At 71.7% G+C, this 13,342-nt stretch carries 13 protein-coding genes; 6 read left to right on the top strand and 7 right to left on the bottom strand.

All coding sequences use genetic code 11. The features are described from left to right. The first annotated feature begins 130 nt into the window (after positions 1–130). Genes ACWCV3_RS13625 through ACWCV3_RS13615 form a run of 3 tightly spaced genes read left to right on the top strand, consistent with a single transcriptional unit; the run spans position 131 to position 3,450 of the window. Positions 131–1,120: a carbohydrate ABC transporter permease gene (locus ACWCV3_RS13625; RefSeq protein ID WP_451222668.1), complete on the top strand. Its 990-nt coding sequence runs from the start codon at positions 131–133 to the stop codon at positions 1,118–1,120. After that, a complete protein-coding gene (locus tag ACWCV3_RS13620) occupies positions 1,117–1,959 on the top strand; it encodes a carbohydrate ABC transporter permease (protein ID WP_451222666.1) in 843 nt (280 codons plus the stop codon). The genes ACWCV3_RS13625 and ACWCV3_RS13620 overlap by 4 nt, the downstream gene beginning before the upstream one ends. Before the next feature lie 9 nt (positions 1,960–1,968). Continuing rightward, positions 1,969–3,450: a glycoside hydrolase family 3 protein gene (locus tag ACWCV3_RS13615; RefSeq protein ID WP_451222664.1), complete on the top strand. Its 1,482-nt coding sequence runs from the start codon at positions 1,969–1,971 to the stop codon at positions 3,448–3,450. A gap of 48 nt (positions 3,451–3,498) precedes the next feature. Here the strand turns inward: ACWCV3_RS13615 and nagB are convergent, their stop codons facing one another. Beyond that, on the bottom strand, positions 3,499–4,284 hold the full coding sequence (gene nagB / locus ACWCV3_RS13610; protein ID WP_451222662.1) for a glucosamine-6-phosphate deaminase: 786 nt from the start codon (positions 4,282–4,284) through the stop codon (positions 3,499–3,501). A gap of 548 nt (positions 4,285–4,832) precedes the next feature. Between nagB and ACWCV3_RS13605 the strand changes: the two genes are divergently transcribed. Next, a complete protein-coding gene (locus ACWCV3_RS13605) occupies positions 4,833–6,308 on the top strand; it encodes a sensor histidine kinase (RefSeq protein WP_451222660.1) in 1,476 nt (491 codons plus the stop codon). 253 nt (positions 6,309–6,561) lie between these two features. Here the strand turns inward: ACWCV3_RS13605 and ACWCV3_RS13600 are convergent, their stop codons facing one another. Together ACWCV3_RS13600 and ACWCV3_RS13595 are read right to left on the bottom strand one after the other, a co-directional pair. Next, on the bottom strand, positions 6,562–6,819 hold the full coding sequence (locus tag ACWCV3_RS13600) for a WhiB family transcriptional regulator (RefSeq protein WP_016639615.1): 258 nt from the start codon (positions 6,817–6,819) through the stop codon (positions 6,562–6,564). A 320-nt stretch (positions 6,820–7,139) separates the two neighbouring features. After that, entirely contained in the window at positions 7,140–8,108 is a 969-nt protein-coding gene (locus tag ACWCV3_RS13595) for a diacylglycerol/lipid kinase family protein (protein ID WP_451222658.1), read from the bottom strand. Between the two features lie 124 nt (positions 8,109–8,232). Here ACWCV3_RS13595 and ACWCV3_RS13590 point away from each other — a divergent pair, with 124 nt between their 5' ends. Next, the gene (locus tag ACWCV3_RS13590; RefSeq protein ID WP_451222656.1) at positions 8,233–8,697 is read left to right on the top strand and encodes a hypothetical protein; all 465 of its coding nucleotides are present in this window, start codon (positions 8,233–8,235) and stop codon (positions 8,695–8,697) included. An 18-nt stretch (positions 8,698–8,715) separates the two neighbouring features. Here the strand turns inward: ACWCV3_RS13590 and ACWCV3_RS13585 are convergent, their stop codons facing one another. From ACWCV3_RS13585 to ACWCV3_RS13575, 3 genes are all read right to left on the bottom strand, one after another. After that, complete coding sequence (locus ACWCV3_RS13585) at positions 8,716–9,804, bottom strand: RNA polymerase sigma factor SigF (RefSeq protein ID WP_451222654.1); 1,089 nt, start codon at positions 9,802–9,804, stop codon at positions 8,716–8,718. Between the two features lie 17 nt (positions 9,805–9,821). Then, the gene (locus ACWCV3_RS13580; RefSeq protein ID WP_018544439.1) at positions 9,822–10,238 is read right to left on the bottom strand and encodes an ATP-binding protein; all 417 of its coding nucleotides are present in this window, start codon (positions 10,236–10,238) and stop codon (positions 9,822–9,824) included. 264 nt (positions 10,239–10,502) lie between these two features. Beyond that, positions 10,503–10,763 carry a UBP-type zinc finger domain-containing protein gene (locus ACWCV3_RS13575; RefSeq protein WP_451222652.1) on the bottom strand — a complete coding sequence of 87 codons (261 nt, stop codon included), beginning with the start codon at positions 10,761–10,763 and terminating at the stop codon, positions 10,503–10,505. Positions 10,764–10,824: 61 nt separating this feature from the next. Here ACWCV3_RS13575 and ACWCV3_RS13570 point away from each other — a divergent pair, with 61 nt between their 5' ends. Further along, positions 10,825–12,420, top strand: coding sequence for a Na+/H+ antiporter (locus ACWCV3_RS13570; protein WP_451222650.1), 1,596 nt, complete (start codon positions 10,825–10,827; stop codon positions 12,418–12,420). On the opposite strand, the gene ACWCV3_RS13565 is transcribed toward ACWCV3_RS13570, so the two are convergent. Beyond that, positions 12,417–13,322 carry a 1-aminocyclopropane-1-carboxylate deaminase/D-cysteine desulfhydrase gene (locus ACWCV3_RS13565; RefSeq protein WP_451222648.1) on the bottom strand — a complete coding sequence of 302 codons (906 nt, stop codon included), beginning with the start codon at positions 13,320–13,322 and terminating at the stop codon, positions 12,417–12,419. The genes ACWCV3_RS13570 and ACWCV3_RS13565 overlap by 4 nt on opposite strands. Positions 13,323–13,342 lie beyond the last annotated feature (20 nt).

Genomic DNA, 13,342 nt, shown 5'->3' with positions numbered 1-13,342 from the left:
GCGCCGGCCCGCCCTCCCTCGTCTTAGCTGCCCCCCCCCCCGGGGCGCGGGGCGGCGGGGCCCCCCCCCCCCCCCGCGCGGCGCCCGCCGTACCGCTCGCACAGGACTTCAGGGATCGCCGAGGAGCGCGATGAGTGCCGCAGACACGACCACGCCTGCAAAGGTGCCGCCGCGGCGGCAGGCGCCCCCGCCCGGCCCGCCGCCCCGGTCCCGCCGCCCGGCCTCTGCCAAGGGCGGCGCCGCCACTCCCTGGCTGCTGCTCGCGCCCTGTCTGCTGATCCTCGCCGGTGTCATGGGCTACCCCCTGGTGCGGCTGGTCACCCTGTCGTTCCAGAAGTTCGGCCAGTCCCAGCTCTGGGGCTTCCAGGAGCCCGAGTCCGTCGGCTTCGGCAACTTCTCCAAGGTGCTGGGCGACGGCGACTTCTGGCAGGTCGTGCTGCGCACCATCGGCTTCACCGCGGGCGCCGTCGTCTTCACGATGGTCCTCGGCATGCTGATCGCCCTGCTGCTCCAGCGGGTCTCCGGCTGGGTGAAGACCCTCATCAACATCGCGCTGGTGGCGAGCTGGGGCATGCCCGTCATCGTCGCCACCACCGTCTTCAAGTGGCTCTTCGACGCCGACTACGGCATCCTCAACGCCCTGGTCAGCAAGCTGCCCGGCGTCGACCTGATCGGCCACAACTGGTTCGCCAGCGGTCCCGAGGGACTCGCGGTGATCATGCTGCTGGTGGTCTGGGGCGCGGTGCCGTTCGTGGTCATCACCCTCAGCGCCGGACTCACCCAGGTCCCAGCCGAGCTGGAGGAGGCCGCCCGGCTGGACGGCGCGGGCTCCTGGGGCGTCTTCCGGTACGTGACCCTGCCGGTGCTCAAGCCGGTGATCGTCATGCTGACGACCCTGTCGGTCATCTGGGACATGGGCGTCTTCCCCCAGGTCTTCGTGATGCGCAACGGCCACCCCGAGGCCCAGTTCCAGCTCCTGACCACCTACTCCTACGACCGCGCCTTCGTGGTCAACGACTACGCCCAGGGCTCCGCCATCGCCCTCATCACCGTGGTGCTGCTGCTCGGCGTCGTCGCCGTGTACATGCGCCAGATGCTCAAGATCGGAGAGGTCGAGTGACCAGCACGGCTTCCCCCGCCCGCCGGACCTCCAGGGCCGGCTGGAACATCCTCGGCCTCCTCGTCTTCGCCACCGCGGGCTTCCCCGTCTACTGGATGCTCGACACCGCGATCAAGCCGGCCAAGGACGCCATCGATCCCGACCCGAGCCTGCTGCCGACCGGGTTCACCCTGGACAACTTCAGCCGGGCCCTCGACATCGCCGACTTCTGGGGGCCGGTCGGCCGCAGCCTGCTCGTGTCGCTGTCCGTGGTCCTCATCGGCGTCGTCGTCGGCATGCTCGCCGCGCTCGCCATCTCCCGGTTCGCCTTCCGGGGACGGAAGATCGTGATCGTCGGCATCCTCGCGGTGCAGATGGTCCCGCTCGTCGCCATGATCATCCCGGTCTTCCTGCTGCTGAACGACCTGCACCAGTACGACAGGCTCACCGGGCTGATTATCACGTACCTGACCTTCATCCTGCCGTTCACGGTGTGGACCCTGCGCGGCTTCATCGTCAACATCCCGCGCGAGCTGGAGGAGGCGGCCATGGTCGACGGCTGCTCCCGCACCGGCGCCTTCATCCGCGTGGTCTTCCCGCTGCTCGCCCCCGGCATGGTCGCCACCTCGGTCTACGGCTTCATCCAGGCGTGGAACGAGTACCTCTACGCCCTGATGCTGCTCAGCCAGGAGAACCAGACGGCCACCGTCTGGCTCGGCAACTTCACCACCAAGCACGGCACCGAGTACGCCCCGATGATGGCCGGCGCCACCATGATGGCCGTGCCGATCGTCGTGCTGTTCCTCCTCGTCCAGCGCAAGATGGCCGCGGGCCTGACCGCGGGCGCAGTGAAGGGATAACGCCACCCGATGACGACAATCGCCCGCAGTACCGACACCCTGACGCGCGACGCGCTCACCGTCCTCCAGCCCGGCTTCACCGGCACCACCGCCCCCGACTGGCTGCTGCGCCGGCTCGGCGAGGGCCTCGCCTCGGTGGGTCTGTTCGGCCGCAACATCCTCTCGTCCGAGCAACTGACCTCGCTGACAGCCCAGTTGCGAGTTGAGCGGCCCGACGTGCTGGTGGCCATAGACGAGGAGGGCGGCGACGTCACCCGCCTGGAGGCCCGCACCGGCTCCTCCTTCCCCGGCAACCACGCCCTCGGCGCGGTGGACGACGTGGAGCTGACCCACGCGGTCGCCCGGGAACTCGGCCGCCGTCTCGCCGACTGCGGGGTGCACCTCAACTGGGCTCCCTCGGCCGACATCAACTCCAACCCCGGCAACCCGGTCATCGGGGTCCGCTCCTTCGGCGCCGACACCGGCCTGGTCGCCCGGCACACCGCCGCCTATGTCACCGGTCTGCAGTCCGCCGGGGTCGCGGCCTGCGCCAAGCACTTCCCGGGTCACGGCGACACCGCCGTCGACTCCCACCACGCGCTGCCCCGGATCGACGTGGCCGCCGACGTGCTCCAGGCACGCGAGCTCGCGCCCTTCCGTGCCGCCCTCGCGGCGGGCACCCGCGCGGTGATGAGCGCCCACATCCTGGTCCCCGCCCTGGACCCGGACCGCCCCGCGACCCTCTCCCGGCCGGTCCTCACCGGCCTGCTGCGCGGCGAACTCGGCTTCCAGGGGCTGATCGTCACCGACGGCATGGAGATGCGCGCCGTCTGCGGCACCTACGGCATCGAGCAGGGCAGCGTCCTCGCCGTCGCGGCCGGCGCCGACGCGATCTGCGTGGGCGGCGGCCTGGCCGACGACGAGACGGTACGGCGGCTGCGCGACGCCCTGGTGGCCGCCGTGCGCTCCGGAGAACTCCCCGAGGAGCGCCTCGCGGACGCGGCCCGCCGGGTACGCGAACTGGCCGCCTGGACGGCGAACGGCACGACCGGGGACACCGCACCCGACCCCGATGCCGGACTGCGCGCCGCCCGCCGGGCCCTGACGGTGACCGGCGGTGAGTCCTACGCTCCGCTCGCCGAGGCGCCCTACGTCGCCGCCTTCACCCCGGTCGCCAACATCGCGGTGGGCGACGAGACCCCCTGGGGCGTGGCCGCCGAGCTGTCCGCACTGCTGCCGGGCACTCTCACCGGAACCTTCACCGGCGACTCGGCCGGCACCGACGCCCTCGCGGCGGCGGGGGAGCGCCGGCTGGTCGCGGTGGTCCGCGACGAGCACCGCCACCCCTGGATGGCCAAGGCCCTGGCCACCCTCCTGACCGCTCGCCCCGACACGGTGGTCGTCGAGATGGGCGTTCCCCAGTCCCCGCCCCGGGGCAGCCTCCACCTCGCCACCCATGGCGCGGCCCGCGTCTGCGGCCGGGCGGCGGCGGAGGTCATCGCAGGGGTGTGAGCCCGTGCTCCCGGTCCCCGTGGTGCGCCCACGGGGGCCGGGGCGTTCCTACAGTCCCTGCCACTCGGGCTTGTGGGCGTACGTGTGGCGGAAGTAGTCCGCGAGCTTCAGCTTGGCGGCGGCGGCCTCGTCCGCGACGACCGTGGCGTGCGGGTGGAGCTGGAGGGCGGAGGCGGGGCAGATCGCCGCCACCGGGCCCTCCACCGTGGCCGCGACCGCGTCCGCCTTGCCCTCGCCGGTGGCGAGCAGGACCAGGTGGCGGGCCTCCAGGATGGTGCCGATGCCCTGCGTGATCACGTGGTGCGGCACCTGGTCGATGTCGCCGCCGAAGAAGCGGGCGTTGTCGATCCGGGTCTGTTCCGTCAGCGTCTTGATCCGGGTGCGCGAGGCCAGTGAGGAGCACGGCTCGTTGAACCCGATGTGCCCGTCCGTGCCGATGCCGAGCAACTGGAGGTCCACGCCGCCGGCCGCGGCGAGCGCCCGGTCGTACGCCTCGCACGCCGCCCGCACGTCGTCGGCGGTGCCGTCCGGGCCGGTGAACGCGTCCATGGGGATGCCGAGCGGCTCCAGCACCTCGCGGCTCAGCACCGAGCGGTAGGACTCGGGATGGTCGGCGGGCAGACCCACGTATTCGTCGAGCTGGGCGATCCTGGCCCGGCGGGCGTCCACCGCGCCCGCGCGCACCTTGGCCGCGAGGGCCTGGTAGACGGGCAGCGGGGTGGAGCCGGTGGCCACCCCGAGCAGGGCGTCCGGCGTGCGGCGAAGCAACCGGGCCATGGATTCGGCTATCAGCTCGCCGCCCGCCGCGGCGTCCGGGACGATGACAACTTCCACGCTGGGCCTGCCGATCTGGAAGAGGGCTGGGGGTCGCAGGGGACCGGGGGAGCGCTGGCTATGTGGTTTAGACCAATCTAGCAGAGCGGTACCCGCCGCAGGTGGCGGAAACCGGCGGACCGAAGACCCCCGGCCGGGCTGGTGCTGTGACTGGAAAGGTCGCCGGAAAGCCGCCGGACGCCGCGAGCCGGTGAATCTTTCCGGTCACAGCACTAGGCTGCCGGTACGGTGCGGCCCCGCCGCCCACGGGTTCGGGCTCCTCGGGGCATGGACACGCCCGCGTGGTCTAGTCCAGAATGCGAGAGAGGCTCTACGCAGGACGACAAGCTGACAAGCCTCCGTCTTCCCCGCACAGGAAGGCGGATCGAGGAACCGGCGCTCTCTGCCCTGACTGCTCCGGCTCCTCGGCCTTCGGCCGACCGGGACCGCACACCCCACGGCCGATGATGCTCCGGGCTGCGGCGCGGGGAGGGCTGAGGGTCCCTCTCAGGCGCCGCGGCCCGCGGGTGTCTTTCCGGCCGGTGACGCGCCCCCGGTACGCTCGCAGCGTGCCCTCCATGAACGAACTCGTCCACCAGCACACCGCCCTCGGGGACAGCGACCTCGAGTGGCTCCATCTGCTGGTCTCGGAGTGGCAACTGCTCTCCGACCTCTCCTTCGCCGACCTCGTCCTGTGGGTTCCCACCAGCGACGGCACCCGGTACGTCTCCATCGCCCAGATGCGCCCCAACACCGGCCCGACCTCCTACCAGGACGACATGGTCGGCCACCTGGTCCCGCGCGGCCGCCGCCCCATGCTGGACGCGGCCCTCGACGAGGGCCGCATCGTGCGCGAGGGCGACCCGGAATGGCGCGAAGAGGTCCCCGTACGGGTCGAGTCCATCCCGGTACGGCGCGAGGGCCGCGTCCTCGGGGTGATCGCCCGCAACACCAACCTGCTGACCGTGCGCACCCCGAGCCGGCTGGAACTCACCTACCTCCAGAGCGCCTCGGACCTCGCGCAGATGATCGCGGCCGGCTCCTTCCCGTTCCCCGACCAGCAGGTCGACATGGACGCCTCCCCGCGCGCGGGCGACGGCCTGATCCGGGTGGACGCCGACGGGACCGTCCAGTACGCCTCCCCGAACGCCCTCTCCGCCTACCACCGGCTCGGTCTGGCCGCCGACCTGGTCGGCCACCACCTCGGCCGCACCACCGCCGAACTCGCCCCGACCAGGGGCCCGGTGGACGAGGCGCTCGCCAAGGCGGCCAGCGGCTACGCGCCCCGCGAGTTCGAGATCGAGGCGAAGGACGGGGTCATCCAGTTCCGGTCCATCCCGCTCAAGCCCAAGGGCACCCGCATCGGTTCCCTGGTGCTCTGCCGGGACGTCACCGAACTCCGGCGCCGCGAGCGGGAGCTGATCACCAAGGACGCCACCATCCGGGAGATCCACCACCGGGTGAAGAACAACCTCCAGACCGTGGCCGCGCTGCTGCGGCTCCAGGCCCGCCGCATCGACTCCGAGCGCGGCCGGGAGGCGCTGGAGGAGGCCGTGCGCCGGGTCGGCTCCATCGCCATCGTGCACGAGACGCTGTCCCAGAACCTGGACGAGCGGGTGGAGTTCGACGACATCGCCGACCGGGTGCTGGCGATGGTCGCGGAGATCTCGCCGGGCAAGGTGACCGGCCGGCGCAGCGGCCGCTTCGGCTGGCTGGACGCCGAGGTCGCCACTCCGCTGTCGATGGTGCTGACCGAGGTGCTGCAGAACGCCCTGGAACACGGCTTCCGCGAGGGCGACACCGGCACGGTCGAGGTCTCCGCGGTGCGCGGCGGCACCACAAAGGAGGCCCGGCTGATGGTCACCGTCCAGGACGACGGGGTCGGTCTGCCCGAGGGCTTCGACCCGCACACCGCGGGCAACCTCGGCCTCCAGATCGTGCGGACCCTGGTGGAGGGGGAGCTCGGCGGCACCTTCGACATGGTCCCGGCGCCGGAGCGCGGTACCAGGGTCGTCCTCGACATCCCGGTACGCCCGCAGAAGTGAGGCGGGCTCCGGAGCCGGGCACCGGCACGGGCAAGCGAAAAGCCCCGGACCAGTGATGGTCCGAGGCTGGTGCTCGTTGCTGAGCTGCTCCGCCGGGGCGGAGCCCCCCTGGTCCGGCTGAGCCGGGACCCGGGGAAAGCATCGGGGGTACTGCGCGCTGCGGCTCGGGGGCGGGAGAAGCGTGGTGCCCGGTACGGGAGTTCCCGTCGGGCCCACGCGCCGCCAAGCTCAGGCTGTCAGCAGGGGTGACTCGTCAGGCGGAAGCCTGGCGAGCACGGTTGCGGGCGGCGCGGCGCTTCATGGCGCGACGCTCGTCCTCGCTCAGACCACCCCAGACGCCGGAGTCCTGGCCGGACTCGAGCGCCCACTGCAGGCACTGCTCCATGACGGGGCAGCGACGGCAGACGGCCTTGGCTTCCTCGATCTGCAGCAGCGCGGGACCGGTGTTGCCGATGGGGAAGAACAGCTCGGGGTCTTCCTCGCGGCAAACGGCGTTGTGACGCCAGTCCATGGCTGCTACCTCTCCTTGGTATTACATGCAGATTGCTTGTGAATGTGAACGCTTTCACGAGTCCCTCAACAAGTGAAGGGCCGATCACCGGGTCTCCCCGGCGTGGACCTTTGTTTTGAAGAGGGGTTCTGGCGATCACTGGAAGCCGGTCTTGCGGGCCGTCCCGATCGCCATGTAGAGACTCGCAAACCTCGGCGGCGGATACAACCCCTTCCCGAAGATTTTTTTTGATTCCTCGGTGTCGACTAGGTCACAGCCGTACTTCCATGGGGTGGACGGTGGCCTAAACGTTCGAGTGAAAGGACTTTGGCCCGTTCCGCTCACACAATCACACGCAGTGCACGGCGAACGCCTGTGAACGTCACGCTCGTCCGCAGCCCCAGGTGGTCACCGTCCATCTGAAGGGGCAGGGGGACCTTCGAATGCAAGGTGAAGCGGTCCAGATCGTGCAGCGAGACCGCATGTCTTCCATGGGGTCCGCGCTCGGGGGACGAAGTGAGCAACTGGGTCGCATACCGGGCAACCGCGGCCGTGGAGAGCCGCTTCAGCCCGAGCACGTCGATGCCTTTATCGAACGACGCCTTAGGCGATGTGTACATCGGGCGATTGCCGAGATACGTCCACGGCGACGTGTTCGAGACTATGGCGACGGCGAGGTCCGGCACCGGTTCCGCACCCGGTCGTTCCAGGGTGATGGTGCCGTGCCTTCGATTCGGTTCACCCATGAACTGCCTTGCTACTTGGCGGACATAGAGCGCGTGCGTCGACTTCTTGCCGCGCTCCCGTTCCCTTTCGACCCTGCCCACAACTCCGGCGTCGAAGCCCAGTCCGGCGTTGAAAGTGAACCAGCGTTCCGGCACCGCCTCGTCCGGCGTGCCCGGCGTGCCCGAGGTGAGGCCGAGGCCCACCACGCGTTCGCGGCGCTCGCGCAGGGCGTCCAGCAGGGCACCGGTCGCCTCGACGGGATCGTTGGGCAGGCCGAGCGCGCGGGCGAAGACATTGGTCGAGCCGCCGGGGACCACCGCGAGACCGGGCAGCCGCTCGGGGTCGGGGCCGGCGTGCAGCAGGCCGTTGACCACCTCGTTCACGGTGCCGTCGCCGCCGAGGGCCACCACCATGTCGATGTCGTCACTCTCCGCAGCCGACCGCCCCAGATCGCGCGCGTGGCCGCGGTACTCGGTGTTGACGACCTCCAGCTTCATCTCGCTGGCGAGGGCGTGGATCAGTACGTCGCGTCTGCGGGCGCTTGTGGTGGTTGCCGCCGGATTGACCACGAGAAGTGCACGCATGCATGGCAGCGTACCTACTGGGGGGTATCCGGCCCAGGGCGAGCCGGAGATCCATGGACGAAGAGGGCGTGAGCCTCACCACGCACCTTCCGGTGCGCGTCGCGCACGGGGCTACCCTTCTCGGGTGAGCAGTGAGCAGACCCCCGAGCAGACCCCCGCGCCGGAGACCGCCGACACCGCCTCGCCCGCCGGAGAGCGCCCGCGCCGCCTGACGTACGCCGCCGGGCTGGCCGCGCTGGAGGGAATCGCCCTCGTCGTGGGCGGCGGGTGGATTCTCGCGCTCGGCCTGGCCGGCAGCCCCGACGACCGCGGGCAGGCCGTCACCGGGGGGATCACCCTGCTGGTGCTCGCCCTGCTGCCGCTGCTCGCCGCGCGCGGTCTGTGGCGGGTGCGCCGCTGGAGCCGGGGCCCCGCCGTCATCACCCAGATCCTCGCCCTGCCGGTCGCCTACAACCTGCTCCAGGCCGACAGCATCGCCATCGGGGCGGGTATCGCGCTGGCCGTGGTCTCGGTGAGCGCGCTGGTCCTGCTGGTGAACCCGGCCACGACCCGCGCCCTCGGGATCACCGGGCCGGGCCGCGCCGGATAACGCCCCGCCCGGGCGCTTCTACTCCTCCACCAGGAGCTTCTCCCGCAACTGGGCCAGGGTGCGGGCCAGCAGCCGGGAGACGTGCATCTGCGAGATCCCGACCTCCTGCGCGATCTGCGACTGGGTCATGTTGCCGAAGAAGCGCAGCAGCAGGATGCGCTTCTCGCGCGGGGGGAGGTCCTCCAGCAGCGGCTTGAGCGACTCCCGGTACTCCACCCCCTCCAGCGCCTCGTCCTCCGCGCCGAGGGTGTCGGCGACCGCCGGGGACTCGTCGTCGGTGTCGGGCACGTCCAGCGACAGCGTGGAGTACGCGTTCGCCGACTCCAGCCCCTCCAGCACCTCCTCCTCGGAGATCGCCAGCTTCTGGGCCAGCTCGTGCACGGTGGGGGAGCGGCCGTGCAACTGCGACAGCTCGGCCGTCGCCGTGGTCAGCGCCAGCCGCAGCTCCTGCAGCCGGCGCGGCACCCGGACCGCCCAGCCCTTGTCGCGGAAGTGCCGCTTGATCTCGCCCACGACCGTGGGAGTGGCGTAGGTGGAGAACTCCACGCCCCGCTCCGGGTCGAACCGGTCCACCGACTTGATCAGACCGATGGTGGCGACCTGGGTGAGGTCGTCCAGCGGCTCGCCGCGGTTGCGGAAGCGGCGCGCCAGGTGCTCGACGAGCGGCAGGTGCATGCGGACCAGCCGGTTGCGCAGCTCGGCGTACTCGGGGCTGCCGTCCTTCAGGGTGCGCAGTTCCACGAAGAGCGCCCGCGCCCCGCTGCGGTCCTGCGGGTCGTGCCGTGCCGCCCGGACGGTGTCCGCGCCGGGCACGGTGTCCTCGGCGTCTCGCTCGTGCTCGCTCATCGTCCCGCCCGTAGCCCTTCCCCGAGCCCCCGCCCCCGCGCGGTCGGCGGGCCGCTCCCCGCCGCGCCCCGCCGAAGGCGCGCTCCGCACGGCACCCTCGCCGCCGGCCTGCGCGGAGTCGTCCTCCGGGTGGGGCCGTGCCTGCTCGGGGATGCCGTCGACGCCGTCGGCCATGTGCCGGGGGCCGTCCTGGGGGACCGCCCGCAGGCTCTCGGCCTTCTTGGCCGGCAGTTCTCGCGCGCCGCGCTCTTCGTCCCGCACCGGACCGTCCCCGTTCCTCACGCCGGGCCGGGGCCCGCGCCGCGCTGTTTGTAGAGACTGATCGACACGGTCCGGTCCTCGTCCACGGCGGACGACACCTTGCCCGCCAGGGCCGACAGCACGGTCCAGGCGAACGTGTCGCGCGACGGCGCGTGGCCGTCGGTGGTCGGAGCCGACACCGTGACCTCCAGCGAGTCGTCGACGAGGCGGAAGACGCAGCTCAGCACGGAGCCCGGCACGGCCTGCTGGAGCAGGATCGCGCAGGCCTCGTCGACCGCGATGCGCAGGTCCTCGATCTCGTCCAGGGTGAAGTCCAAGCGGGCCGCCAGACCGGCCGTGGCCGTCCGCAGCACCGACAGGTAGGCACCCGCAGCCGGAAGCCGGACTTCCACGAAGTCCTGGTTCGCCGTGGGCTCGCCTGCGATCTGGGACACCCTCACCTCCATGGTGGTACAAGCTTCACGGGGCCGAGGGTCGCCCCCCGGGGTAACGCGTACGTGGTTCCGCGGTGACGCTATCGCGCTCGGAACGTTCCTGTCCCCGCGCCCCCGGCCCCCTGGCGTTACTCACAGTAAAGCTCTGTATACGCTCCGTGTCTAGGGGGTGGGGCGGATTCAAATGGGAAGAGCGTGCGCCGGGTTGACGTACCCAGGCGTCGGGCGCTCGAACCACCGGGAACACCGCCGTACCGTCCACTGTCACACGAGTACGTGGTCCACGAAACACCACCGCCAGTCGTCTTCCGGTTCGAACGTCCGCATCACCGGATGACCCGAGTCGGCGTGGTGCTTCGTCGCGTGCCGGTTCGGCGAGGAGTCGCAGCAGGCGACGTGCCCACAGGTGAGGCAGAGCCGCAACTGCACCGGGTCGGTCCCTTCCGCGAGACACTCCAGGCACGTCTCGCTCAGCGGACCGGGCGCCGGGAGCGGCAGCGCGGCAACGTGCGTGCACTGTTTCATGATTGCCAGATTACGTCGGGAGCGCGGGGAGCCGCGCGGAGAACGAGGGTGGGCGAAGGACATGGACGTGATGCCGCTCCTGCTGCTGATCGCCGGGAGCGCGGCCGTCGCGGGCGTCGCCCGGCGCGGACCGGTACCCGCGCCGCTGTTGCTGGTGGGTGTCGGCCTCGCCGCCTCCTACCTGCCGGGCGTGCCGGACTACACCCTCGACCCCGAGGTGGTCCTCCCGCTGCTGCTGCCACCACTGCTGTACACCTCGGCCGGCGACAGCTCCTACCTCGACCTGCGGGCCCAGTTGCGGCCGGTGGCGCTGCTGTCGGTCGGCTACGTCCTCTTCGCCACCGTCGTCGTCGGCTGGGTCGCGCATCTGGTCGTGCCCGGCCTGCCGCTGACCGCCGCGCTGGTGCTGGGCGCGGTGGTGGCGCCGCCCGACGCGGTCGCGGCCACCGCGGTCGCCCGGCGGCTGGGGCTGCCGTCCCGGATCACCACGATCCTGCAGGGCGAGTCCCTGTTCAACGACGCCACCGCCATCACCGCGTACAAGGTCGCGCTCGCCGCCGCCATCGGGGAGGGCGCCACCTGGGCGGGCGGGCTGGCCGAATTCGCGATCGCCGCCGTCGGCGGGGTCGGGGTCGGCCTCGTGCTCATGGCGCCGCTGCACTGGCTGCGCACGCACCTGCGCGAGCCGCTGCTGCAGAACACCCTGTCGCTGCTGATCCCCTTCGTCGCCTACGGCGTGGCCGAGCAGTTCCACGCCTCCGGGGTGCTCGCGGTCGTGGTCGTCGCGCTCTACCTCGGCCATCGCGCGTGGGAGGTCGACTTCGCCACCCGGCTCCAGGAGGAAGCGGTGTGGAAGATGGTCGCCTTCATCCTGGAGTCCGCCGTCTTCGCCCTCATCGGTCTCCAGTTGCGCGTCGTCGTGGAGGGACTGGGCGCCAACGAGGGCGTGCGGGCGGCGCTGTACGCGACGGTCCTCTTCGTGGTCGTCGTCGTGGCCCGGCTCGCCTGGGTCTACCCGGCCGCCTTCCTGCCCCGCCTGCTGTCCGCCCGTATCCGGGAACGCGAGGAGAACCCCACCTGGCGGGGCGCCCTGGTCACCGGCTGGGCCGGTATGCGGGGCGTGGTCTCCCTCGCCATCGCCTTCTCCATCCCGCTCACCGTGCACGGCGGGCACCCCTTCCCGCAGCGCAACCTGATCCTCTTCCTGACCTTCACCACCGTCATCGGCACCCTGGTCGTCCAGGGACTCAGCCTGCCCCCGCTGATCCGCGCCCTGCGCTTTCCGGGCCGCGACCCGCGCGCGGACACCCTCGCCGAGGCCAACGCCCAGGCCCAGGCGTCCCGCGCGGCCGAGTCCCGGCTCGACGCACTCCTCACCGACGAGCGCAACGCCCTGCCCACCCCGCTCGCCGACCGGCTGCGCGCGGTCATGGAGCGTCGCCGCGACGCCGTCTGGGAGCGCCTCGGCCAGGCCAACCCGGTCACCGGCGAGTCCGTGGACGACACCTACCGCCGGCTGTCGCGGGAGATGATCAGCGCCGAGCGCGACGTCTTCGTACGCCTGCGCGATCACCGCTACATCGACGACGAGATGCTCCGCGCCCTGCTGCGCCGACTGGACTTGGAGGAGGCGGCCGCGTACCGGGAAGTGGCCTAAAACGTACTGTCCGGGAAGGGTCGGCCGGTGATCACCGCGGCCACGGCGGTCCCGCGCGGGAAGGCTCCCTCCCCGGCCAGCACCGTCAGCGCGTACAGCAGCTTGGCGACGTACAGCCGCTCCACGGGCATTCCGTGCCGGTCCTCGAAGTCCGCCGCGAAGGCGACCAGTTCCGGGGTCGTCCGGGCGTAGCCGCCGAAGTGGAAGCGCTCCTCCAGCGACCAGTCGCCGGTGCGGGCGCCGAAGGCCCGCTCCTGGAGCGCGGCCACCTCGTCCGTGAGGAAGCCGCCCCTGAGCACGGACACGCCGAGCGCCCGCTGTCCGGGGGCGAGTCCGGCGGCCAGCCCGGCGAGCGTGCCCCCGGTGCCGCAGGGCACCGCGGCCACTTCCGCGCGGCCCGCCAGTTCCTCGCCGAGCGCCACGCAGCCGCGCACCGCCTCGGCGTTGCTGCCGCCCTCCGGGACGACGTACGCGCCCCGGGCGCCGGCCGCGTCCAGGAGCGCGGCCAGGGTTTCCGGCTCGCTCTTGCGCCGGTAGGCGGCGCGGTCGGTGAAGTGCAGCCGCATGCCGTCGGCCGCGCACCGGGCCAGGGACGGGTTCAGCGGGCGCCCGGCGAGTTCGTCGCCTCGCACCACACCGATCGTCGGCAGGCCGAGCAGCCGCCCGGCGGCCGCGGTGGCGCGCAGGTGGTTGGAGTACGCGCCACCGAACGTGACCAGCGCCCGGCCCCGGGCCGCCTCGATGTTGGGCACGAGTTTGCGCCACTTGTTGCCGATCAGCTCCGGGTGGATCAGATCGTCCCGCTTGAGCAGCAGCCGTACGCCGTGCCGGGAGAAGCGGTCGTCCCGCACCTCCGCGAGGGGGGAGGGGAGTGCCGGGGCGAGGGGGTCGGCGCTGGTCATCCGGCCATTGTCGCCCCAGC

This window comes from Streptomyces sp. NPDC001781 (genome assembly GCF_053596035.1).
Note: the sequence above shows the minus strand (reverse complement) of the source record. Positions and strands in the feature narration are given on the sequence as shown.